General features: G+C 48.9%; 24 protein-coding genes and 1 pseudogene. 11 read left to right on the top strand and 14 right to left on the bottom strand.

Annotation, left to right across the window (positions count from 1 at the left end; all coding sequences use genetic code 11):
- Positions 1–149: 149 nt before the first annotated feature.
- The 8 genes from C2U53_RS03085 to C2U53_RS03050 all read right to left on the bottom strand — a co-directional run bounded on the left by C2U53_RS03085 (position 150) and on the right by C2U53_RS03050 (position 6,337).
- On the bottom strand, positions 150–731 hold the full coding sequence (locus C2U53_RS03085) for a tyrosine-protein phosphatase (RefSeq protein ID WP_104445630.1): 582 nt from the start codon (positions 729–731) through the stop codon (positions 150–152).
- Positions 732–884: 153 nt separating this feature from the next.
- Entirely contained in the window at positions 885–1,379 is a 495-nt protein-coding gene (locus C2U53_RS03080; RefSeq protein ID WP_032951261.1) for an arsenate reductase ArsC, read from the bottom strand.
- A gap of 72 nt (positions 1,380–1,451) precedes the next feature.
- Complete coding sequence (gene arsC, locus C2U53_RS03075; RefSeq protein WP_025714558.1) at positions 1,452–1,880, bottom strand: glutaredoxin-dependent arsenate reductase; 429 nt, start codon at positions 1,878–1,880, stop codon at positions 1,452–1,454.
- Between the two features lie 57 nt (positions 1,881–1,937).
- The gene (locus C2U53_RS03070; RefSeq protein WP_032951259.1) at positions 1,938–3,227 is read right to left on the bottom strand and encodes an arsenic transporter; all 1,290 of its coding nucleotides are present in this window, start codon (positions 3,225–3,227) and stop codon (positions 1,938–1,940) included.
- Between the two features lie 40 nt (positions 3,228–3,267).
- The gene (gene arsA, locus C2U53_RS03065) at positions 3,268–5,034 is read right to left on the bottom strand and encodes an arsenical pump-driving ATPase (RefSeq protein WP_032951359.1); all 1,767 of its coding nucleotides are present in this window, start codon (positions 5,032–5,034) and stop codon (positions 3,268–3,270) included.
- Between the two features lie 23 nt (positions 5,035–5,057).
- Complete coding sequence (gene arsD, locus C2U53_RS03060) at positions 5,058–5,423, bottom strand: arsenite efflux transporter metallochaperone ArsD (protein ID WP_032951256.1); 366 nt, start codon at positions 5,421–5,423, stop codon at positions 5,058–5,060.
- Between the two features lie 24 nt (positions 5,424–5,447).
- Positions 5,448–5,927, bottom strand: a complete 480-nt coding sequence (locus C2U53_RS03055) for an arsenate reductase ArsC (RefSeq protein ID WP_032951254.1) — start codon at positions 5,925–5,927, stop codon at positions 5,448–5,450.
- A gap of 56 nt (positions 5,928–5,983) precedes the next feature.
- Positions 5,984–6,337, bottom strand: a complete 354-nt coding sequence (locus tag C2U53_RS03050; protein ID WP_025714553.1) for a metalloregulator ArsR/SmtB family transcription factor — start codon at positions 6,335–6,337, stop codon at positions 5,984–5,986.
- A 118-nt stretch (positions 6,338–6,455) separates the two neighbouring features.
- Between C2U53_RS03050 and C2U53_RS03045 the strand changes: the two genes are divergently transcribed.
- The 4 genes from C2U53_RS03045 (at position 6,456) to C2U53_RS03030 (ending at position 8,700) form a co-directional block, all read left to right on the top strand.
- Entirely contained in the window at positions 6,456–6,638 is a 183-nt protein-coding gene (locus C2U53_RS03045; protein WP_025714552.1) for a hypothetical protein, read from the top strand.
- A 117-nt stretch (positions 6,639–6,755) separates the two neighbouring features.
- Positions 6,756–7,298 (top strand): sigma-70 family RNA polymerase sigma factor, encoded by a 543-nt coding sequence (locus C2U53_RS03040; RefSeq protein WP_032951250.1) that lies wholly within the window; start codon positions 6,756–6,758, stop codon positions 7,296–7,298.
- A gap of 156 nt (positions 7,299–7,454) precedes the next feature.
- Positions 7,455–8,456: a permease gene (locus tag C2U53_RS03035; protein ID WP_032951239.1), complete on the top strand. Its 1,002-nt coding sequence runs from the start codon at positions 7,455–7,457 to the stop codon at positions 8,454–8,456.
- Between the two features lie 13 nt (positions 8,457–8,469).
- Positions 8,470–8,700, top strand: coding sequence for a thioredoxin family protein (locus C2U53_RS03030; RefSeq protein WP_021314637.1), 231 nt, complete (start codon positions 8,470–8,472; stop codon positions 8,698–8,700).
- A 277-nt stretch (positions 8,701–8,977) separates the two neighbouring features.
- Here C2U53_RS03030 and C2U53_RS03025 read toward each other — a convergent pair whose 3' ends face one another.
- The 3 genes from C2U53_RS03025 to C2U53_RS03015 form a co-directional block, all read right to left on the bottom strand.
- On the bottom strand, positions 8,978–9,181 hold the full coding sequence (locus C2U53_RS03025) for a hypothetical protein (RefSeq protein WP_032951236.1): 204 nt from the start codon (positions 9,179–9,181) through the stop codon (positions 8,978–8,980).
- 81 nt (positions 9,182–9,262) lie between these two features.
- Entirely contained in the window at positions 9,263–10,090 is an 828-nt protein-coding gene (locus C2U53_RS03020) for a universal stress protein (protein ID WP_032951234.1), read from the bottom strand.
- 17 nt (positions 10,091–10,107) lie between these two features.
- Positions 10,108–11,586 carry a SulP family inorganic anion transporter gene (locus C2U53_RS03015; protein WP_032951231.1) on the bottom strand — a complete coding sequence of 493 codons (1,479 nt, stop codon included), beginning with the start codon at positions 11,584–11,586 and terminating at the stop codon, positions 10,108–10,110.
- Between the two features lie 505 nt (positions 11,587–12,091).
- On the opposite strand from C2U53_RS03015, the gene C2U53_RS03010 reads away from it, so the two are divergent.
- Positions 12,092–13,114: an IS110 family transposase gene (locus C2U53_RS03010; RefSeq protein WP_000156887.1), complete on the top strand. Its 1,023-nt coding sequence runs from the start codon at positions 12,092–12,094 to the stop codon at positions 13,112–13,114.
- Positions 13,115–13,489: 375 nt separating this feature from the next.
- Here C2U53_RS03010 and C2U53_RS03005 read toward each other — a convergent pair whose 3' ends face one another.
- Positions 13,490–15,172, bottom strand: coding sequence for a methyl-accepting chemotaxis protein (locus C2U53_RS03005; protein WP_070083098.1), 1,683 nt, complete (start codon positions 15,170–15,172; stop codon positions 13,490–13,492).
- Positions 15,173–15,533: 361 nt separating this feature from the next.
- Here C2U53_RS03005 and C2U53_RS03000 point away from each other — a divergent pair, with 361 nt between their 5' ends.
- Positions 15,534–16,238 carry an IS6-like element IS26 family transposase gene (locus C2U53_RS03000; protein ID WP_059331711.1) on the top strand — a complete coding sequence of 235 codons (705 nt, stop codon included), beginning with the start codon at positions 15,534–15,536 and terminating at the stop codon, positions 16,236–16,238.
- A gap of 52 nt (positions 16,239–16,290) precedes the next feature.
- Here the strand turns inward: C2U53_RS03000 and C2U53_RS02995 are convergent.
- Positions 16,291–16,626: pseudogene (locus C2U53_RS02995) on the bottom strand (DUF4158 domain-containing protein); the annotation flags it as partial.
- A 163-nt stretch (positions 16,627–16,789) separates the two neighbouring features.
- Here C2U53_RS02995 and C2U53_RS02990 point away from each other — a divergent pair.
- A complete protein-coding gene (locus C2U53_RS02990) occupies positions 16,790–17,356 on the top strand; it encodes a recombinase family protein (protein WP_004098835.1) in 567 nt (188 codons plus the stop codon).
- Between the two features lie 27 nt (positions 17,357–17,383).
- Positions 17,384–18,091, top strand: coding sequence for a hypothetical protein (locus C2U53_RS02985; protein ID WP_001258875.1), 708 nt, complete (start codon positions 17,384–17,386; stop codon positions 18,089–18,091).
- Between the two features lie 40 nt (positions 18,092–18,131).
- Here the strand turns inward: C2U53_RS02985 and C2U53_RS02980 are convergent, their stop codons facing one another.
- On the bottom strand, positions 18,132–18,746 hold the full coding sequence (locus C2U53_RS02980) for a TIR domain-containing protein (RefSeq protein ID WP_000160641.1): 615 nt from the start codon (positions 18,744–18,746) through the stop codon (positions 18,132–18,134).
- A gap of 168 nt (positions 18,747–18,914) precedes the next feature.
- Between C2U53_RS02980 and C2U53_RS02975 the strand changes: the two genes are divergently transcribed.
- The 3 genes from C2U53_RS02975 to C2U53_RS02965 all read left to right on the top strand — a co-directional run bounded on the left by C2U53_RS02975 (position 18,915) and on the right by C2U53_RS02965 (position 20,605).
- Positions 18,915–19,682 carry a DUF1883 domain-containing protein gene (locus C2U53_RS02975; protein ID WP_001159650.1) on the top strand — a complete coding sequence of 256 codons (768 nt, stop codon included), beginning with the start codon at positions 18,915–18,917 and terminating at the stop codon, positions 19,680–19,682.
- A 121-nt stretch (positions 19,683–19,803) separates the two neighbouring features.
- On the top strand, positions 19,804–19,917 hold the full coding sequence (locus C2U53_RS30675) for a conjugal transfer protein TraN (protein ID WP_072205861.1): 114 nt from the start codon (positions 19,804–19,806) through the stop codon (positions 19,915–19,917).
- Complete coding sequence (locus C2U53_RS02965) at positions 19,907–20,605, top strand: virB8 family protein (RefSeq protein WP_000646594.1); 699 nt, start codon at positions 19,907–19,909, stop codon at positions 20,603–20,605. The genes C2U53_RS30675 and C2U53_RS02965 overlap by 11 nt, the downstream gene beginning before the upstream one ends.
- The last annotated feature ends 4 nt before the right edge of the window (positions 20,606–20,609 follow it).

The following is a 20,609-nucleotide window of genomic DNA, read 5'->3' as shown; positions in this document are numbered from 1 at the left end:
TAATACAAACAACCATTACTGTAAATCATATTTCTGGAAACATAGAAATGTAAAGCAGGAAAAGAGAGGGGTCACTGGTATATCGCCTGTGATCTTGACGCCGGAACAAAGTGCAGTGTCCGGCTTGCCGGGCATTTGAAAGACACATATCACGCCCCCGGACCATCAGGGGACAGGTTTGCCCCTGATGGATACGTTTCGACTGGCAGGGCAGTCTGACCATTATGCCGTTGTTGCTGGTAGCCGTATCGCCTGTTAAGATAACTGACCTGCACCGGAGAAGTCAGTGATTTTGGCCTGATTAGCTGGACCTGTTTTTTCACCTGAGCAGGCAGATACCCTGACTCGAGCATCAGGATAGCGGCCATCATCCCTGTCCGGCCAGAACCTCCATGACAATGGATAACCATCGTTCCGCCAGACCTGACGATCGCCAGCAGATTCGTTTTTTCCCGGGCAAATGCCTGTTCAAATGGGGCTTCAGGTGCACAGCTGTCTTCTACGGGGAGGTGAAACCAGTCCATATAAAAGTCAGCGCACAGTGACGGGAGGGCATCAGCCTCATTTTCACTGAGTTCAGCCAGCGTCATCATGGTGATAACAGCCTGTGCCCCGGCTTCTTTTAATGATTTCAATGAATTAGCAAGTGGCACCCCTCTGGTTCCCGGACAGGGGGTAAATATCAGCCTGGCGCCATTGTCCAGGGTGAGAATATCAAACGGGTGAAACATCAATAAAGGCTCCATGCTAATGGTTTATTAATCTTCGACGTTATGCCGTTACCTTATCCGTGCTGTTTGTATCAGCCGGGATAACGTTTTCAGGGCGCAGTCAGGGTTTGTAAGGAAGGGAGACCGATCGGTTACGGTTTATTGTTCGTCAGATCAGGTATGTCCCATTGCCTGCAGCTGATGCTGTAATGAAATCCGGTCGATTTTATCCAGGGGAAGGCTCAGAAACAGCCGGATGCGCGTGGCTATCTGTTTTTCAACCTCCACAAAGGCGTGGTACTTCTCCTTATCGGTACCCTCTGCTGAAGCTGGATCCCGGAACCCCCAGTGAGCTGTTATGGGGCCGCCCGGGAACACCGGACATCCTTCTCCCGCCATCTTGTCACACAGCGTAAAAATGAAATCCATTTGCGGAGCATCCGGATGCTGAAAGTTTTGCAGATGTTTGCTTTTCAGGAATTCAGTACTGAATCCCTGATCGTTAAGCACCCTGAGCGTCAGCGGGTGAGGTGAACTTGCCGGTTGAGTACCGGCGCTGAATGCCCGGAATTTTCCCCCGCCGAGCTGGTTCATCAGCACTTCAGCAAACAGGCTTCGTGCCGAATTCCCGGAACACAGGAACAGGACATTGTATGTTTTACTCATCATCGCGGCTTACCTTATGTCAGGCCGGAAAGGTATGATCGGGCCGCTCAGGTGCTGACAGCCCGACCGCTGGGATTACTTCGCGACACGCTGCCCCTGGGCATCAATCACCTGTTCGCCGTCCTCTTTGCTGAACGCTCCCTTTTGTGCATCCGGCAGAATATCCAGCACCACTTCAGACGGACGGCACAGCCGGGTACCCACAGGTGTGACCACAACAGGACGATTGATCAGGATGGGATGCTGCAGCATAAAATCAATCAGCTCATCGTCACTCCATTTATCCTCTGCCAGGCCCAGTTGCTCATAAGGCTCCACATTTTTTCGCAGCAGGGCACGCACGCTGATCCCCATATCAGCGATGAGCCTGACCAGCTCAGCACGCGCTGGCGGTGTCTCAAGGTATAAAATGACCGTGGGTTCCACACCACTGTTGCGGATCAGCTCGAGGGTATTACGGGACGTACCGCAGGCCGGGTTATGATAAATCGTAATTGCGCTCATAAATCACTCTCTTCAGGTTTGACGGGCACAGGTCCGTGACGACCGGAGCCAGGTTAATCACAACGAAACGGATAAACGTAATACCAGGGCAACAAGCGTCACAAACAGCACGGGCAGGGTCATTACAATGCCGACCCGGAAGTAATATCCCCAGGAGATCCGGATATCTTTCTGCGCCAGTACATGTAGCCACAGCAGGGTGGCCAGACTGCCGATAGGGGTGATTTTGGGTCCCAGATCGCTGCCAATAACATTGGCGTAAATCATGGCCTCTTTAATCACCCCGGTCGCCGTGCTGCCATCAATAGACAGTGCTCCCACCAGGACGGTTGGCATGTTATTCATGATCGAGGAGAGGAAGGCGGTCAGGAAGCCCGTGCCCAGCGTGGCCATCCACAGCCCCTGGCTGGCAAACTGATTAAGTACGGCTGACAGGTAGTCAGTCAGTCCGGCATTACGCAGCCCGTAGACCACCAGGTACATACCCAGGGAGAAAATCACAATCTGCCAGGGGGCTCCGCGAAGCACCTTTCCGGTATTAATCGCATGTCCTTTTTTGGCGACAAGAAACAGAATAAGTGCCCCGGCAGCAGCAACTGCGCTGACGGGGATCCCCAGAGGTTCAAGACCAAAGAACCCGATCAGCAATAGAGCCAGTACGCCCCAGCCTGTCCGGAAGGTGTTCAGATCGCGGATAGCTTCTTCAGGTGCTTTCAGACGGGAGATTTCATAGGTTGCAGGAATATCCTTGCGGAAATACAGATGCAGCATCACCAGTGTGGCAATGATGGCAGCGATATCAACCGGCACCATAACTGACGCGTATTCATTGAACCCGAGTTTAAAGAAATCTGCCGAGACGATGTTTACCAGGTTCGAAACGATGAGCGGCAGGCTGGCTGAGTCCGCGATAAACCCTGCTGCCATGACGAACGCCAGCGTTGTGCCTTTACTGAATCCCAGAGCGAGTAGCATGGCAATTACGATAGGTGTCAGGATCAGCGCCGCTCCGTCGTTGGCAAACAGGGCCGCTACCGCAGCACCCAGTAAAATAATCCAGGTAAACAACCAGCGTCCGCGCCCGTTTCCCCAGCGTGCGACGTGCAGAGCAGCCCATTCAAAGAAACCCGATTCGTCGAGTAACAGACTGATGATAATGACCGCAATGAATGTTGCCGTCGCATTCCAGACGATATGCCAGACGGTCGGAATATCACCGACGTGAACCACGCCTGAAATCAGTGCAAGTGCGGCGCCGAGCATCGCACTCCAGCCAATTCCCAGTCCGCGGGGTTGCCAGATGACCAGTACAATGGTCAGAATAAAAATAGCTGCAGCCAGCCACATAAAACCTCCTGTCGGGCAGAACGATACCCGCCCTTCTTTATTATTTTTCCGCCTGACGGATCAGACGTTGCAGTTGCTCAATACCCGTCGGCGCTTCCTGTTGCAGAGGGATCAGCGCCATACGAGAGGCCAGCTCGGTCCTGACCTTATTGATTTGAGTAGCTTCGTGTGCGGCCCTCGTCAATAACAGCGGTGAAGTTGTCTCTGTTGCGACCAGACTGTTATTGATGAGCCATGCCCAGGGTTCAATCCCGGCCCGGCGCAAATCCTCCTGTAAACCGGCAGCTTCCAGAACTGGGGTAGTTTCAGGCAGGGTAACGAGCATAATTTTGGTCCGCTCAGGATCCTGCAACTGCATCATTGGTGTCAGATAATGTCCCTTATCTCCCATCCGTTTGGCCACTTCACGATGGTAGGCACCCGTCGCATCAAGCAGCAACAGGGTATGGCCCGTCGGGGCTGTATCCATGACCACAAAACGCTTCCCGGCTTCCCTGATCACACGGGAAAACGCCTGGAACACGGCAATTTCTTCCGTACAGGGAGAGCGTAAATCTTCTTCCAGTAACGCGCGTCCCTGTGTGTCCAGAGCATTTCCTTTCGTGGCAAGAACATGTTCCCGGTAGCGCTCTGTCTCCGTATGCGGATCGATACGACTGACCTGGAGATTATGGCATTGTCCGTTCAGGGTGTTTTCAAGGTGAGCTGCGGGATCGGAGGTGGTCAGGTGAACATCAAACCCTTTGTCTGCAAGCGCCACGGCGACAGCAGCGGCCAGAGTGGTCTTTCCCACGCCCCCTTTGCCCATCAACATCACCAGACCATGTCCGTCCCTGGCAATATCATCAACCAGCGTTTCAAGGGACGGTGCAGAGATGACCTCAGAGCGTGATATCGCATCAGCTGATACACATGGGATGTTATCTTTGTCCAGCAGACGCCGAAGTGCCTTCACTCCAACCAGATTTTCCTGCTGCAGGCTTAACCTGTCAGTCGGTAGTGCGGTAAGTACCGGCGGCATTCCGGAAAGAATACGTTGTTCTCGCTGGTACAACGCACTGGCAAGATTGTCCTGTGAGGCTTCTCCGGCCGGCATCATCCCGTTTATCACCAGGTACTGGTGCTTAAGACCGACATGCAGCAGTTCATCATGCGTGCGGGCGACTTCAGCCAGCGTTGACTGCTGAGCGCGGGCGACCAGAATTATCCGTGTCTTTTCCCCGTCTGCCAGTACCGATAAGGCGTGCGAGTAGCGTTCTCGTTGTTTTTCCAGTCCGGCCAGCGGACCAAGGCAGGACGCACCGTCAGGATTTGTCTCGATAAAACTGCTCCAGGCTCCCGGCAGCTGGAGCAGGCGAATGGTGTGTCCTGTAGGGGCGGTATCAAAAATCACATGGTCAAAATCATTCAGTAACGCGTCATCGGTCAGCAGGCCGGTGAACTCATCAAAGGCAGCAATTTCTGTTGTGCAGGCACCGGATAACTGTTCTTCAATGCTGCGCACCACCTCTTCGGGAAGAACGCCTCTAACCGGATCAACGATGCGGGAACGATATTGTTGTGCAGCCGCCTGCGGATCGATCTCAAGCGCTGTGATTCCAGGGACGGCAGAGATGACCGTCAGGGTATTACCGATCTGCTGCCCGAAAACCTGCCCCACATTTGACGCCGGATCGGTACTGACCAGCAGGATACGTTTTCCCTCATCAGCAAGACGAATAGCCGTTGCGCAGGAAAGCGAGGTTTTTCCGACCCCGCCTTTCCCGGTAAAAAAGAGAAACTTCGGAATACTGTTCAGATAGTTCACGATGGGCTCCTGTCCGGCTGAGTTCAGCAACATGAAGTGTTGCCGCCGCAGCAGCTTTTTACCGGAGCTCTACCAGCTTTCTCCTCAACAATCCCAAACCAGCGAACCAGGTCCTGGCGCGTCGGATAGCGCCCGGACAGGACGAACTCGCCATCCAGCAGAATCAATGGCAGGCTTTCAGCGCCGGAGCGTTCAAGAAAGGCTTTAACTGTCGGATTCTCAGCAAACGCCATCGGTTGCTGTGACAGATTAAAGCGTTCCACCGAAACACCCTGCTGTTTCAGCCATGTCACGTCTGCGGAAAATGACACTAAAGTCTGATCAACTTCCGTACCGCACACACCAGAACTGCAGCAAAGTGCCGGGTCATATACTGACAGTGTTTTCATTATCTCTATTCCTTCAGGTTTAAGTTAAAAAATGGTCTCACCGATCCGGTTCAGTTCAGCCTGAAGACGCTCTTCAGGGCCGGAAATGACTGATGACGGAAGCGACAGAAAAGCTTCAATCCGGTGATGAAGAATTTGCCAGGCCTTTTCGAAAGCAGCGTCGATTTCCTGATCACTCCCGGTAGCCTTATCAGGATCCTCCACTCCCCAGTGTGCCCTGACTGCCGGAGCAAGATACGCAGGACAGGTTTCACCAGCCGCATTACCGCACACCGTGATCACCACATCAGGTGTCACCGGGAGGTTGTCCCACGATTTACTGTAGTACCCATCCGTGGGTATCTCTTTGATTCTGAGAAGAGCCAGGGAACGGGGATGGACTTCACCTTTTGGCTGGCTGCCGGCGCTGAATGCATGATGCTCTTTCGGTGAAAGCGCATTAAATGTTGCTTCGGCCAGGATGGAGCGGCAGGAATTACCGGTACACAAAAATAGTATATTCATAATGCCACCCTATAAATTCGTTAAATCATATATGTACTAATGGATTTTTATATCTGTTAAAGACACACCGCTCTGCCACCGGTTGTGGAACTGTTACGGGCAACCCGTCTGACCAGAAGCGCAATTTCCTCTTCCTGGCTCAAATAAGCCTGCTCAATGACTGCCGCCGCCCAGGCGGGCATGTGCGCTGAAAGCCGATAGTGGATCCATTTACCCTCACGGCGGTCAATAAGCAGCCCACTTTCCCGTAGCATGGAAAGGTGGCGGGATATCTTGGGCTGAGATTCCTCCAGCGTTCCGCAAAGCTCGCAAACACAGAGTTCTCCTGACGCTCTCAGCAACAGCACGATTTTCAGGCGAGTTTCATCCGAGAGATTTTTGAAAAGCTGAAGCGCGGTGATTGGGGACATAAATACTCCATGGTTTCGTTCGGCTTCATCTTAGTCCTCTCTGAATTCATGTCAACAACACATTCGAAAAATCGAATATTACAATCTATAATTATGATGCTGAGTAAAGGGGGTTAACATGCGTATCGAAAAAGTCATTAGCTGGCTTATCAGGCAGATTCCGGACCGCTTTTTTGACGTTTTATCCGGAACCGAATGCGCGGAAATTGATGGTATTGCGCATGACGGTTTACTGCATGATACTGAACACAAGACAGCATACCCTGTTGCAGGAAGAGGTTTCCGAAAGGTGGATAACTGATCGGATGCTATCAGTCCATCACATCATCATGGCACCGACAGTTCCCGGACCCCATCCCCGACAGCATCAGAACCAATATCCTCCCGCTATGCGGTGTATTTAACGAGAGAGTCATAAATGGAGCAACTGAACGGCACGCCGCCTTGCCTTATGAAGGCGTGGAAGAAGCATGAACACGAACTTCTTTGCTGGTTACTCAGACAAGTGGGTAATGAGGCTGATGCTGATGATCTGATACAGGAAACCTTTCTCCGGGCAATACGACAACAGGGGAAATTCTGTGCCATCGTGAATGCCAGAGCCTGGCTGTTTGAGGTTGCCCGGCATCTGCTTATTGATAAAAGCCGCCAGCAGCGTCCATTTATGCCTCTCCACGATGATTTATCATTGCCGGATAATACGCCTGAAACTGTCGACTCACTGGCTGGTTGTCTGCCCCGCATCCTGGATAAAATGGCAGAGTCTGATCGGATTATCCTTACGCTCTGTGATCTTGAGGGGATGAAACAGGCTGATTTTGCAGACCGAAATGGTCTGACACTTGCGGCAACCAAATCGCGTTTATCCCGGGCGAGGGATAGGCTGCATAGGAAACTTTCCAGCAATTGCCAGATCAGACTGGATGAGTATGGTCGGGTATGTTGTTTCACTCCCAAGTAAAGAATCTGTTTCCCCTTCTGGGGTTACCGATAAGCTATTGCAGTGAAATCCTGTTCAATAACATTTCTCAGCAAATGAAATAAATCGAAAAAAACTGCATCCTTTTCTGTCAAACAGCGTCTTCCCGAAAAACAACCGTCGTGAGGCCTGTCCGTTATGTTCCAGATTTTCACTGATTTTGCCACCTGGCTGGTCTATGAATGCCTTAGTCTGAGTCCTGCAACCAAACTCGGGGAGGCGATCCACTTTTTTGTCGAAGACGTGAGCAAAATTTTCGTTCTCTTGCTGGTCATGATCTACTTTGTGGCCATACTACGGGCCTCGCTGGATATTGAGAGGGTAAGAAACTATCTTGCAGGTAAGCACCGTGGAATGGGGTATTTACTGGGCTCCTGCTTTGGCGCCGTTACTCCGTTCTGTTCCTGCTCAAGTATCCCGGTATTTCTGGGGTTTACTTCGGCTGGTATCCCCCTCGGGATTACCATGGCCTTTCTCATCACATCCCCCCTTATCAATGAAGTCGCCGTCCTGCTTCTGGTCAGCCTGCTCGGATGGAAGTTCACGCTCATTTATATTGCTGTCGGAATGGCTGTTGGTATGGCTGGCGGTGCTTTTCTTGATCGGATTAAGGCCGAACGCTGGTTAGCCGATTTTGCCGCCGATGCCCTCAGAGACGGGCAGCAACATCAAACTGATGAGATCCGACAATCTACCATGGCACCGCATATGCCTCTCTCAAAGCGACATGCCTTTGCTAAAGAGGAAACTCTCACCATTTTTAAGCGTGTCTGGCTCTGGGTCATTCTCGGAGTAGGACTTGGTGCGGCATTGCATGGATTTGTGCCCGACGGATGGATCGCGTCGCATCTCGGTGCCGGTCAGTGGTGGACTGTCCCTGTAGCTGTGCTGGTTGGCATACCTCTCTATTCCAATGCTACCGGTGTGATCCCTGTGATGGAGAGTCTGATCACGAACGGCCTGCCAGTGGGGACAACTCTGGCTTTTTGCATGAGCACTGTGGCTGCCAGCTTTCCTGAGTTCATTCTGCTCAAACAGGTGATGAAGTGGCAATTACTGTGCACCCTGCTGTTGCTGTTGTTGACCTCTTTCACACTGGTTGGCTGGATTTTTAACGTTGTATTCCCGTTAATTCCCTGAAGAGGATTATAAAATGAAGCATGTAAAAGTACTGGGTACAGGCTGTTCCGGTTGTAAAACAACCATCCGGCTTATCCAGCAGGTGGCTGATGAGAGAGGCGTCGCTATTCAGCTTGAAAAAGTGGAGTCACTGTCTGAAATAATGAAACACAAAGTGATGGCGACCCCGGCGGTTGTCGTTGATAACATCGTTGTACATACCGGAGGAATACCATCAAGAGACATTATCGAAAGCTGGCTCTGACCTGCAGGCAGGGAAATAATTCCTGTTCGTTCATTGCCTGAAATATCAAGCTCTGATCTCTGTAGAGGACTCCCGGCAGCCCCTTTTTTAATGAAAAGTTCAGACCCAGAGATGAAGGTATACCTTCATCTCTGTCGCGGAGCTCCGCCACAGCAGGTAAAGTTAACACTCTGATATCTCACTTATCACAGCCAGTTCAGTCCCGTTTTTTGCTCTCTGACCGCTGGCCGTCTTACTGCAGTCCCTGTTCAGCCTTTAATTATCATATTCCTGACGCTTATTCGTTTAAAGTCTGAAACTTCGCTTCAAGCTCAAGTATTCTGAGACACATCTGCTCAATAAGTTCTGGTGTGATGGTTTTTTTAAAACGAGCGATGAGTTCAGCATCCGTGTCATCCATATATTTTATGGGTTTATCAAATGCAACCTGGCTAAGCCGGGCAAGCGCAAGAACTTCATCAATCATAAGGGTTTTCTGCATAATGTCGCCTTTTCTTCCCGACTCAGGGTTTTAATGCCAGTCTTGAATTAAGTTTTCCCGGAGTTTCCTCCGGGTTCCGACTTATCTGAGCATTAACAGCGGGACTCTGGTCTGTTCGAGCATCGCAGTTGTGTTACTGCCGATGAAAAAACGTCGCAGGGAAGAGTGCCCATATGCCCCCATGACAATCAAATCCACGCCGTTGTCTGCGGCGTAACGACAAAGCGCCTCCGTTACCGAGCGTCCTTCAGCTAACCGGGATATCGCACTGATGCCAGCGCACTGCAGACTACGCTTTGCCTCTTCGAGGGTATGAGCATCGCCGTTAACCATTACGATATGACATTCCAGGCTCTGCAGCAGAGGGCTGAGCGTCGGTCGACGCAGGTTTCTCCGGCTTTCCTCACTGCCATCAAACGCAAACATGACTCTTGAAGGTACAGAAAAAGTTTCAGGTACAATCATTACCGGCTTTTTCTGCAGGCGGATAATGCTCTCCAGATTGCTGCCAACCGGGTTCTGTGCTCCCCGGCGACCGAGCACCATCATACGAATACCTTTCAGGTCAGCCAGGATGATATCCAGTGCGCCATGTTTCTGAAGTTGCTGAACATCCGGGATACCGATCTGGCTGAGCAGTTCCGCGCATCCGGCAAGAATGGCGCGTCCCTGAGTCATCAGCAGGCGGTTACGCTCCCCTTCTATCCGGACAAGGTCCTGCGTCAGTTGCTCCCGGCTGTCAATACCGATAGCCCCCGTAAGGTCAGAAACTGCCGGTTGTTCATTTTTTTCAAGCACATGCAGCAGGGCAAGAGGAACGTCAAGCTTCCCGGCAACCCAGGCTGCATACTCACACACGGCGCGTGTTGATGACGATCCATCCACGCAGGCAATAACGGTGTTGTCCATAGCATTAAATCCTGACATTAATGACCTCCCATCAGTTTTTCGACTTCTTCGGGTTTATCGTGAACACCAAAGCGATCAACGATAGTACGGGTTGCTTCGTTCATCCCGCGGATCTCAACGTCTGTTCCTTCTCTGCGGAATTTAATAACCACCTTATCCAGTGCGCTGACCGACGTGATATCCCAGAAATGGGCATGCGTAACATCAATGACAACTTTCTCTGCCGCTTCGCGAAAATCAAAATACGCCATAAAGCGGTCGGCGGAGGCAAAGAACACCTGCCCGGTGACCTTATAGAGCCGGGACTCTTCCCTGAGTTCTGAAGAGACAGCCAGAAAACGCGCCACTTTAGTGGCAAAATTCAGGGAAGCGATAAGCACACCGGTCAGTACCCCGAATGCCAGATTATGAGTGGCCACCACCACCACCACTGTTGCCAGCATCACCACGCTGGTAGAAATGGGATGGCTTTTAAGGTCGGTAACTGAACGCCATGAAAAGGTACCAACCGAAACCATGATCATTACGGCGACAAGCGCGGCCATAGGGATTTGCGAGACCAGGTCCCTGAGAAAGACTACCATACACAGCAGGACCACACCGGCAGTGAGGGTGGACAGACGGCCCCGACCGCCGGATTTCACGTTGATAACAGACTGACCAATCATTGCACAGCCCGCCATTCCTCCGACAAATGAGGTGCAGATATTAGCGATGCCCTGAGCCTTGCATTCCCTGTTTTTATCACTGGGGGTATCCGTCATATCGTCCACAATCGTGGCTGTCATCATTGATTCCAGTAACCCTACAATGGCGAGGCCTGCGGAGTAAGGGAGAATAATCAGGAGCGTATCAAGATTCAGCGGGATGTCCGGCACCAGGAAGACCGGCAGACTGTCAGGCAGTTTGCCCATATCCCCGACCGTACGCACGTCCAGATGCAGCCATATGGCAATAGCCGTAAGCACCACGATACAGACAAGGGGTGAGGGGATTGTTTTATTCAGATACGGGAAGAGGTAGATAATGGCGAGCCCTACTGCCGTCATAGCATAAACATGCCAGGTCACATTGGTGAGCTCAGGTAACTGCGCCATGAAAATTAGGATCGCGAGTGCATTAACGAATCCGGTTACCACGGAGCGTGAGACGTAGCGCATGAGCCCGCCGAGTTTAAGATAACCGGCTATCAGCTGGAATACGCCGGTCAGTACGGAGGCAGCCAGTAAGTACTGCAGTCCATGATCCTTCACCAGGGTCACCATCAGGAGCGCCATTGCCCCCGTTGATGAAGATATCATCGCCGGGCGACCACCAAAGAAGGCCATAATCAGCGGGATACAGAAAGCGGAGTAAAGCCCCACCTGAGGGTCAACACCGGCAATAATGGAAAAGGCGATCGCTTCTGGAATGAGTGCGAGCGCGACAACAATACCAGCCAGCACGTCACCACGGACGTTACCCAGCCAGTCCTTACGCGTCGAGGACAGCAACATAGTAATTTCTCAGTTTTTAGATGTAGTTAGCCCCGGAGGACATAGGTTTCAAATACGATAAAACACATCCGCAGACGGGATGTTATTACGTGCGTTCTGAGGCTCGCTCAGTACGGCGGAGGAAGGGAAAACTCAGGGTGGCGTAATGCGCATGATCAGCAGATAAATCCTTGAAAGCAGGTACTCAGCCCTCAGTGAACAGAATAAGTCAGCGTAATGTACTTTAGTGCTGACCACGTGCTCTGTATGATACAGAATCTATCTACTATAAACGAAAATACAGCACGATCAATGCTCACACTCTATATGGGACGTTCGTACCTGGACATGATTATCTGTGTTCAATGTCCCCGCATGACCGTCTTAACATCCAGAATATTACGTTTCCAAAAAAACCAGAAATGATAAAAAATGAGCTTAACGAATGGAAGGGACTTCCCCTGATTATGCGCCTGATTAACTCTTGTGCAATCATGGGGTACACATCGTCCCGGAGGAATTCGTTATGACTATCACGACTGTCGGTATCGATCTTGCTAAAAATGTGTTTGCTGTTCACGGTGTTGATCAAAATGGTAGAACTGTTCTGGTTAAGCCTAAAGTATCGCGTGCTGCACTTCCTGAGTTAATTGCAAGTTTGCCTCCCTGTGTTATCGGGATGGAAGCATGCTCCGGGGCTCACTACTGGGCAAGATTGTTTCGGCAGTATGGTCATGAGCCACGTCTGATGGCTGCTAAGTTTGTATCGCCTTATCGTATGGCCGGAAAATCAGGAAAAAATGATGCAGCTGATGCTCAGGCTATCTGTGAAGCTGTTCGTCGTCCGCATATGCGGTTCGTACCAGTGAAAGACGAAAGCCAGCAGGCCATGCAGTGTTTACATCGTACCCGTCAGGGTTTTATCGAAGAGAAAACAGCAACGTATAATCGTCTGCGAGGATTGATATCTGAATTCGGTGTCATCGCGCCACAAAGTGCTGATGCCCTGCGCCACATGGTTTCTGTGCAGAAGAGCTCTTTACCGCTTCAGGTTCAGCAATGTGTTGATGATTTGATGGAACACGTTGATCGCATTGAAGCTAACATCACTGAATATGACCGAATTTTGTCCCACATAGCCAAAACAGATCATCGCAGTCAGCGGCTGATGGAGCTAAAGGGCGTTGGTCCCACAACGGCCTGTGCACTGGTCGCCAGTATCGGTAATGCACATGATTTTAAAAATGGACGTCAACTGGCAGCCTGGCTGGGGCTGACGCCATCACAATACAGCAGCGGGGGAAAGTCGAAACTCGGCAGGATCACAAAAGCCGGTGATTCGTATCTGCGAACGCTTCTGGTTCAGGGGGCTCGTTCAGTGCTTATTGGCGCCGGGAAAAGGACTGACTCATTCAGCCGTTGGGTTTGTATGTTGGTTGAGCGCAGAGGGTACTGGCGGGCTGTTGTGGCCATCGCCGCCAAAAATGCGCGGCTGTGTTGGGCATCACTACATTACGGTGATGATTTCCGGCTGTACTCAGTCAACTAAAGCTCGAAGCTGTATAACCATCTGACCTGCAATTCGTTGATGATAAAGGGTTAGACCCCGTGAGGCCTATCTGGCTATTGTACAGGATATACGTATCCGCTTAACGAACAAGAACCTCACGCGCGTCTTTCATCAGGGCCCGAATCGATGACGATTCATCATGGCCGTTTATAGTACCGCAGTCTCTCCCCTTTATTTTTACTGAAGAGCAGACAGAAACCATAAATACCGGCTTTGACATGCCGGGGAAGTCCTTATAGTACAATAATTTTCGATATCCAAACTGACCCCTAAATAACCGGCACAGTGCGAACACCATGCCGGGAGATTATGGCTGACAAAACGGGAACGACAGGATCCCGCTGTTGTCGGGGGTCAGAAGGTTTCCCAGTTCTCGCTGGCGTGTTGTTCCGTTTCACGAACGGACTTTACCGCTTTAACCTTACTCTGCGGGCTGGTGTTGCTGATTGTCGGTACTATGGTATTTTTTCGTTCAGCATCGCGTTTTTTATTATCACGGAGACGAAATACGCTCACCTTCTCCTGCAGAATCCGTGACTGATTCTGCAACGAAGCGGCAGTGGCTGCAGACTGTTCCACCAGAGCTGCATTTTGTTGGGTGGTGCTGTCTATCTGGCCCATGGCGCTGTTAATCTGGGCAATACCATCTCCCTGCTCACGACTGGCCTTGGCTATTTCGTCAATCAGCCCTTCCATGCTCTGGACGTTACTGATGATATCCTCCATTCCCCTGTCTGCTTTTTCAACCAGGGTACGGCCGGATGCAATGCGGGAAACGGAGTCATCAATGAGCTCTTTTATTTCCCGCGCGGCAGAAGCACTGCGCTGAGCCAGATTACGAACCTCTCCGGCCACAACCGCAAATCCACGGCCGGACTCGCCGGCGCGTGCGGCTTCCACGGCAGCATTAAGCGCGAGAATGTTGGTCTGGAAGGCAATCCCGTCGATGACCTGGATGATGGCTGTCATTTCAGACGAGGTGTCGTAAATCTCCTGCATCCGGGAAGACACCTCACTCATGACCACTCCATTCTGTTTCACAATGGCCGTTGTTTCTGTCACAAACTGGTAAACCTGTGCTGTATTGCCGGCAGTATTGTTTATGGTGGCCGTCAGTTGTTCCAGAGTGGCCGCCGTCTGTTCCACACCGGCAGCCTGCTCTTCGGTGCGGGCTGACAGGTCTGTATTACCACTGCTGATTTCTGCTGCAGTCAGCGCAATATTGTCCGCTCCCTGACGTACTTCCCGGACGGTGTTACTCAGACTCCCGCACATATCACGCAGTGCCTGCATCAGTTGCCCCAGCTGGTCCTGTGAGTCCACTTTAATCTCCACACACAGGTTACCTTCCGCCACTTCCCGGGCAATCCGGACGGCTGAAATCAACGGACAGGTAATGCTTCTGGTGATCAGCCATGCCAGCACACCTCCCAGAAGAAGCGCCATACACCCAGTGATGATCAGTGTCAGTATGGCTGTCGTACCATTATCATGGATAACTTCATCCGCTTTATCTATGCTTGTTTTTTCGTATTCCACCAGTGCCTGCAGACTGGCAATGTAGTCATTTATGATCGGTAACTGCTGTGACCGAATGAAGTTGTTCAGGGCTTCACGGTCCCCCTGCTCACTGATCTGAAGAGCTTTTACCAGGGTATCTGCATACACCTGACGCTTTTCACCAATGGTTTTCAGCAGCTTAATACCCTGCTCTGAAGTAAACTCCCTGTTAAATTTATCCTGCAGTATATCCACGCGAGCAGCGGTTTTCTCTATCCGCTGCTGTGCATATGTCCTGATATCCGGGTCCCCCGACGTCAGCAGAACCAGTCCAAGCGCACCGTTTGATTCAATACCGGTCTGCCATTCATTCGCCATACGCTCCTGCAGAAGATATTCATCCGTCACGCGCTCGGTGGAAGTGAGCATAGAGTACAGGTACCCCACTCCGGTCACTGTCATGATCATGACAAGAACCAGAATTAGGCTGAAGCTGCCAGCCAGCCTGATACCCACACTAAAGTCTTTGATTTTCATTTTATTACTCGTGAATGAAACTGGTTATTTCGGACCCCGGTGTCCCTGACAAATAACTGGTGCCTCCAGACTTATTTATGAGGAATCATATTTTGATTAACGAGATCTGTTATCGGTATCAGTGTGCCTGAATGGAGTGTGTCAGACACGACCATTTAATACCCCGGAGCGTCCTGCCAAAAAAGACAAGCCGGTGAGGGCTGGTCTGAAATCTGACAATGTCTATGGGGTCTACCGTTGCGTAGAGGGCTGTCACAACGTTAATAAGATTATCGGCAACAGTCCGGTAAACTTTAACGGCACTGTTGCAAATAGTCGGTGGTGATAAACTTATCATCCCCTTTTGCTGATGGAGCTGCACATGAACCCATTCAAAGGCCGGCATTTTCAGCGTGACATCATTCTGTGGGCCGTACGCTGGTACTGCAAATACGGCATCAGTTACCGTGAGCTGCAGGAGATGCTGGCTGAACGCGGAGTGAATGTCGATCACTCCACGATTTACCGCTGGGTTCAGCGTTATGCGCCTGAAATGGAAAAACGGCTGCGCTGGTACTGGCGTAACCCTTCCGATCTTTGCCCGTGGCACATGGATGAAACCTACGTGAAGGTCAATGGCCGCTGGGCGTATCTGTACCGGGCCGTCGACAGCCGGGGCCGCACTGTCGATTTTTATCTCTCCTCCCGTCGTAACAGCAAAGCTGCATACCGGTTTCTGGGTAAAATCCTCAACAACGTGAAGAAGTGGCAGATCCCGCGATTCATCAACACGGATAAAGCGCCCGCCTATGGTCGCGCGCTTGCTCTGCTCAAACGCGAAGGCCGGTGCCCGTCTGACGTTGAACACCGACAGATTAAGTACCGGAACAACGTGATTGAATGCGATCATGGCAAACTGAAACGGATAATCGGCGCCACGCTGGGATTTAAATCCATGAAGACGGCTTACGGCACCATCAAAGGTATTGAGGTGATGCGTGCACTACGCAAAGGCCAGGCCTCAGCATTTTATTATGGTGATCCCCTGGGCGAAATGCGCCTGGTAAGCAGAGTTTTTGAAATGTAAGGCCTTTGAATAAGACAAAAGGCTGCCTCATCGCTAACTTTGCAACAGTGCCATATTCCTTAATCAGCGCAGTATGCTCTCTGAGGGTGGTATCCCGTTCTGCGTAGCGGGAAAGGACTTCCGGACGGCGGATATTAAGCTGCACCGCGACAAATTGCTGAACACCCGGCAGAACCCGGGTTAAATCTGTCAGAAAGGTGCCCAGAAAACGGGCGGTGGTGAGCTGAAGCGCAATTCCCAGCCGGTTATGCCTTCCCCGTCGCTGGTTAATGAAGGCAAGATCTCGCTCATCAAGATGAAAATAGCGCGCCAGCTGCACGTCATTGGGTTCTGCAACATAGCGACCATAATTCAGTTCCTGCTCAGTGGTCAGAAAATCGACGGGCATATAGGCCTTCCTGCCTGACGGTTATATATTAACAATTTCGCAACCGTCCGAAATGTTATAATTTATAAGACAGCATAAAACGGCAGGCATGGACTGTCTATTAAATCGTATTTTTGCCATAATAGACACAAGGTGTCTGATATTCGATTTAAGGTACATTTTTATGCGACTTTTTGGTTACGCACGGGTCTCAACCAGTCAGCAGTCCCTAGATATTCAAATTAGAGCACTTAAGAACGCGGGGGTAAAAGCCAACCGTATTTTTACGGACAAGGCATCGGGAAGTTCAGCTGCCAGGGAAGGACTTGAGCTGTTGCGCATGAAGGTGGAAGATGGAGATGTCATTCTGGTGAAGAAGCTAGACCGTCTTGGTCGTGACACTGCCGATATGATTCAACTAATAAAAGAATTCGATGCCTTGGGTGTGGCAGTCCGATTCATTGATGATGGGATCAGTACCGATGGAGAAATGGGGAAGATGATCGTCACAATTCTATCAGCAGTGGCACAAGCAGAACGTACTCGCATCTTTGAACGAACAAATGAAGGAAGAATTGAGGCCAAGTCTAAAGGAATTAAATTTGGCAGAAAACGGAAAATAGACAGGAATAAAATAAAATTTATGCATGATAAAGGAACTGGAGCAACTGAAATAGCTAAGCATATGGGTATTGCGCGTTCAACCGTATATAAAATTATCAATTCAGAACGTTCACCAATCAATGATTGATTATCTTACAACTGACAAGGTGGAATTGTGAGAACATTTGTTATAATTTGGACGATAGCTTTCATTGCGGTAATTGCTGTAATGTGTACAGTGGATCTTTCATTATATGTACCTTCAATTTACACCGTATTTAATAAAAACAAACCTTTAGTAACTGGTATTATATATATACTACTAATATCTATTTTTATATGGCTAATTGTAGCGTTATATCTTTTAAAAAAATACTCATTTAAAGTAGAGAAATTAAGTTTAGGCGGCGTTAATGTTCTGTTCAATGAAAGTGGTACGTTATATCGCAAAAGTATAAAAAATCATCTGGATTCAAAAAGAGCTATCTTTAAGTTGAAGAAAAATGTGGACGCATTCGATGAAGTTATCTCATCATATTATCAGACATATCAATTTATTAGAGATGAAATGAAACTATTGAATCCAAAAAAAGACAATGAGTTATATAATATTAGCAATGATATGTTAATGGTGTTAAATAAATTTTTAACTAAAAATCAAAATAATTATAAAAGATGGTATAAATATATATCAGATAAGGATGAAGTTATTGATGTTATAACTAATACACCATTAAAAGTTCACCTGACGCCTATAAATAAAATACAAAAGCAATACTATAACTACAGTAAAATATGTAACGATTTTAAAGTAGTAAATGATTTTTTCACATCACGGGTTCAACAAACATTTAACGTGAACACCACCAAATGGGATTGGTAACAAGTAAAGGGGAGTATCATACTCCCCTTTACTGTTTCTGCTAGCCATTACGCATTCTCATTGGGGTAGAAAAAACGTATTCGCACTTATCTTTATCTTGATATGTTAACTCAATCATTTTTCTAAGGTTTTCTGGGTTATTGTGTATCTGATCCCAGTTGACTATTGATATATATGACTTTTCACTCATCAAGTTATCGATAACTCTTTCAGGCATATATGGATATATTTCTTTATATGTTGTTCTGTCGTTGATTGTTATCCACTCGGTTATATTAGGATGAAATTCATTTTTTTCATTTTCACCATGACTGGCTCTAATGTTGTTTGTCCCTGTTGAAGGAAGATTTATAATAAAAATACCTGATTTGCCGTTTCTGGGACTATCCCTCATGGATGAATATAATTCCCAATCAACATGCTTTCTATTTTTAGTCTCAGTCCCAACGAGTAAAATAAGAGCGGATGTATCACGTAAATATTCATCCCTTATTATTTCTCTGATCTTTTGAGGTTCTTCTTCTTCATCAATGTCACCAAGTGATACCGAGCGATTCACAAAAATATCAAAAACATCATTCATTTTTTCAAGTTCGTTTTTGTACCATTGGTCATTAGCATGGTGGTAACTGATGAAAACTTTGTGCTTGGTCACGCTTTTTCCTCATTTATTCTCTGGTTTACGGATTTTACATCTTCATCCATACCGAGTAAAAGTCTTATAATTTATTTTTTCACACTAAGAGATACTCTCAACCACTGGATACAGTATAATCAGGAAGTGGCTACATTCTTCCAATTCAAATGAAGAGAGCAGACTTACATGCAATTCATCCATAATGATCTTGGTCAAAGAAAAAGAGGGGAGATTGTTGAAATCACCCTTACCAGTGGTGCAAATGTTAGACTAATGGATAGTTCTAACTTCAGTAGTTATAAGAATGGCCGACGACATTCCTACATTGGTGGGTTAGCAAAGCGCTCCCCCATAAGGTTACAGATCCCTTCATCAGGCCATTGGCATATTGCTGTAGATATGCAGGGATTAAGGGGGAGTACCAGGGCTTCTGTTCGCGTTCTTCCAGGGGTTCTTCCTGAAATTCAGGATAGGCCGTTAAGCGAAGTTCCTAGTCTGGTAAGAGATAACAGACCACCGTCAACAGCACAGAGCAACGAGATACATGACGTATTTATTTCGCATGCCTCAGAGGATAAAGATGATTTTGTTCGCTCTCTGGCAAACTCATTAATCAGTCACGGCCTTAATGTATGGTATGACGAAATGACGTTAAGAATTGGTGACAGCCTGAGACAAAAAATAGACAAAGGTTTAGCAAACAGTCGTGTTGGGTTAGTAGTTTTGTCTCCGGCGTTTATAAGCAAAGGTTGGACAAATTATGAACTTGATGGAATCGTCACTCGTGCTATTTCTGGTGAGCAAATATTGCTTCCCATATGGCATAATATTACAAAACAAGAAGTTGTCGATTTTAGTCCATCATTAGCAGACAAAGTTGCTCGTAGTACTGCAACTCATACAATCGATGAAATTGCTCATGAGATAGCCGAGCTACTGCATTCTCGTGGTTAATGTTTATCGAAATTCAAATAGCAAAACAAAAGGATCAATCAGCGATCCTTTTTTTATTTTTATGAATATCAATAAATTACATTCTTAACGTACGTTTTCGTTCCATTGGCCTTCAAACCCCATTAGCGCCTGTTCCAGCGGGCATAAACCGCCACCGGAGCCGGACTGGAGCAACACCGTTCCAGTAAACAAAACAATCCCGGTTGATACGCAAGGTGGTGCAAATGAAAGCTAATAAAAAAACAGGGCTTACACGTGAAGCCATTAAAGAGTTCAACGAAAGCCGTAAAGGGCTTGAAGTTGATCTGATGGATGAAGTGCTGAAGTCCCGGCGTACCGCCTGGATGGTTGCCACCGGTTCAGCGGTGGTAACTGTTTTTGCACTCTCTTTAGTTGGTTACGTGGTGCATAAGTACAGCCAGCCAATCCCCGCACATCTGCTAACGCTCAACGAGGCCACTCACGAAGTACAGCAGGTCAAGCTGACCCGCGACCAGACCTCTTATGGTGACGAAATTGATAAGTTCTGGCTGACACAATATGTCATTCACCGTGAGAGCTATGACTTCTATTCAGTTCAGGTCGACTATACGGCCGTTGGCTTAATGTCCACGCCGAACGTGGCAGAGTCTTACCAGAGCAAGTTCAAGGGCCGCAACGGTCTTGATAAGGTTCTGGGCGACAGTGAAACGACCCGCGTGAAGATTAACTCTGTGATCCTCGATAAACCGCACGGCGTAGCAACGATACGCTTTACTACGGTTCGCCGCGTGCGCAGCAATCCCGTTGATGATCAGCCGCAGCGCTGGATTGCCATTATGGGGTATGAATATAAATCGCTGGCGATGAATGCTGAGCAGCGTTATGTCAACCCGCTGGGTTTCCGCGTGACGAGTTATCGCGTCAACCCGGAAGTTAACTGAGGGC

It is taken from the genome of Citrobacter sp. CFNIH10 (genome assembly GCF_002934585.1).
GTDB classification, from domain to species: domain Bacteria; phylum Pseudomonadota; class Gammaproteobacteria; order Enterobacterales; family Enterobacteriaceae; genus Citrobacter_A; species Citrobacter_A amalonaticus.
The sequence above is the reverse complement of the archived record's forward strand: the minus strand, read 5'-3'. Positions and strand labels throughout refer to the sequence as shown.

Excerpts from the sequence above, each read along its gene's own strand:
- C2U53_RS03015 (WP_032951231.1), bottom strand. The coding sequence starts at position 11,586 with ATGTTGCTGTCCTCGACGCGTAAGGACTGGCTGGGTAACGTCCGTGGT.
- C2U53_RS03035 (WP_032951239.1), top strand. The coding sequence starts at position 7,455 with ATGTTCCAGATTTTCACTGATTTTGCCACCTGGCTGGTCTATGAATGC.
- C2U53_RS03050 (WP_025714553.1), bottom strand. The coding sequence starts at position 6,337 with ATGTCCCCAATCACCGCGCTTCAGCTTTTCAAAAATCTCTCGGATGAA.
- C2U53_RS03000 (WP_059331711.1), top strand. The coding sequence starts at position 15,534 with ATGAACCCATTCAAAGGCCGGCATTTTCAGCGTGACATCATTCTGTGG.
- C2U53_RS03020 (WP_032951234.1), bottom strand. The coding sequence starts at position 10,090 with ATGGACAACACCGTTATTGCCTGCGTGGATGGATCGTCATCAACACGC.
- arsD (WP_032951256.1), bottom strand. The coding sequence starts at position 5,423 with ATGAAAACACTGTCAGTATATGACCCGGCACTTTGCTGCAGTTCTGGT.
- C2U53_RS03025 (WP_032951236.1), bottom strand. The coding sequence starts at position 9,181 with ATGCAGAAAACCCTTATGATTGATGAAGTTCTTGCGCTTGCCCGGCTT.
- C2U53_RS03030 (WP_021314637.1), top strand. The coding sequence starts at position 8,470 with ATGAAGCATGTAAAAGTACTGGGTACAGGCTGTTCCGGTTGTAAAACA.
- C2U53_RS03005 (WP_070083098.1), bottom strand. The coding sequence starts at position 15,172 with ATGAAAATCAAAGACTTTAGTGTGGGTATCAGGCTGGCTGGCAGCTTC.
- C2U53_RS03010 (WP_000156887.1), top strand. The coding sequence starts at position 12,092 with ATGACTATCACGACTGTCGGTATCGATCTTGCTAAAAATGTGTTTGCT.
- C2U53_RS02965 (WP_000646594.1), top strand. The coding sequence starts at position 19,907 with ATGAAAGCTAATAAAAAAACAGGGCTTACACGTGAAGCCATTAAAGAG.
- C2U53_RS03085 (WP_104445630.1), bottom strand. The coding sequence starts at position 731 with ATGTTTCACCCGTTTGATATTCTCACCCTGGACAATGGCGCCAGGCTG.
- C2U53_RS02990 (WP_004098835.1), top strand. The coding sequence starts at position 16,790 with ATGCGACTTTTTGGTTACGCACGGGTCTCAACCAGTCAGCAGTCCCTA.
- arsC (WP_025714558.1), bottom strand. The coding sequence starts at position 1,880 with ATGAGCGCAATTACGATTTATCATAACCCGGCCTGCGGTACGTCCCGT.
- C2U53_RS03080 (WP_032951261.1), bottom strand. The coding sequence starts at position 1,379 with ATGATGAGTAAAACATACAATGTCCTGTTCCTGTGTTCCGGGAATTCG.
- C2U53_RS03045 (WP_025714552.1), top strand. The coding sequence starts at position 6,456 with ATGCGTATCGAAAAAGTCATTAGCTGGCTTATCAGGCAGATTCCGGAC.
- C2U53_RS03055 (WP_032951254.1), bottom strand. The coding sequence starts at position 5,927 with ATGAATATACTATTTTTGTGTACCGGTAATTCCTGCCGCTCCATCCTG.
- C2U53_RS02975 (WP_001159650.1), top strand. The coding sequence starts at position 18,915 with ATGCAATTCATCCATAATGATCTTGGTCAAAGAAAAAGAGGGGAGATT.
- C2U53_RS03040 (WP_032951250.1), top strand. The coding sequence starts at position 6,756 with ATGGAGCAACTGAACGGCACGCCGCCTTGCCTTATGAAGGCGTGGAAG.
- C2U53_RS03070 (WP_032951259.1), bottom strand. The coding sequence starts at position 3,227 with ATGTGGCTGGCTGCAGCTATTTTTATTCTGACCATTGTACTGGTCATC.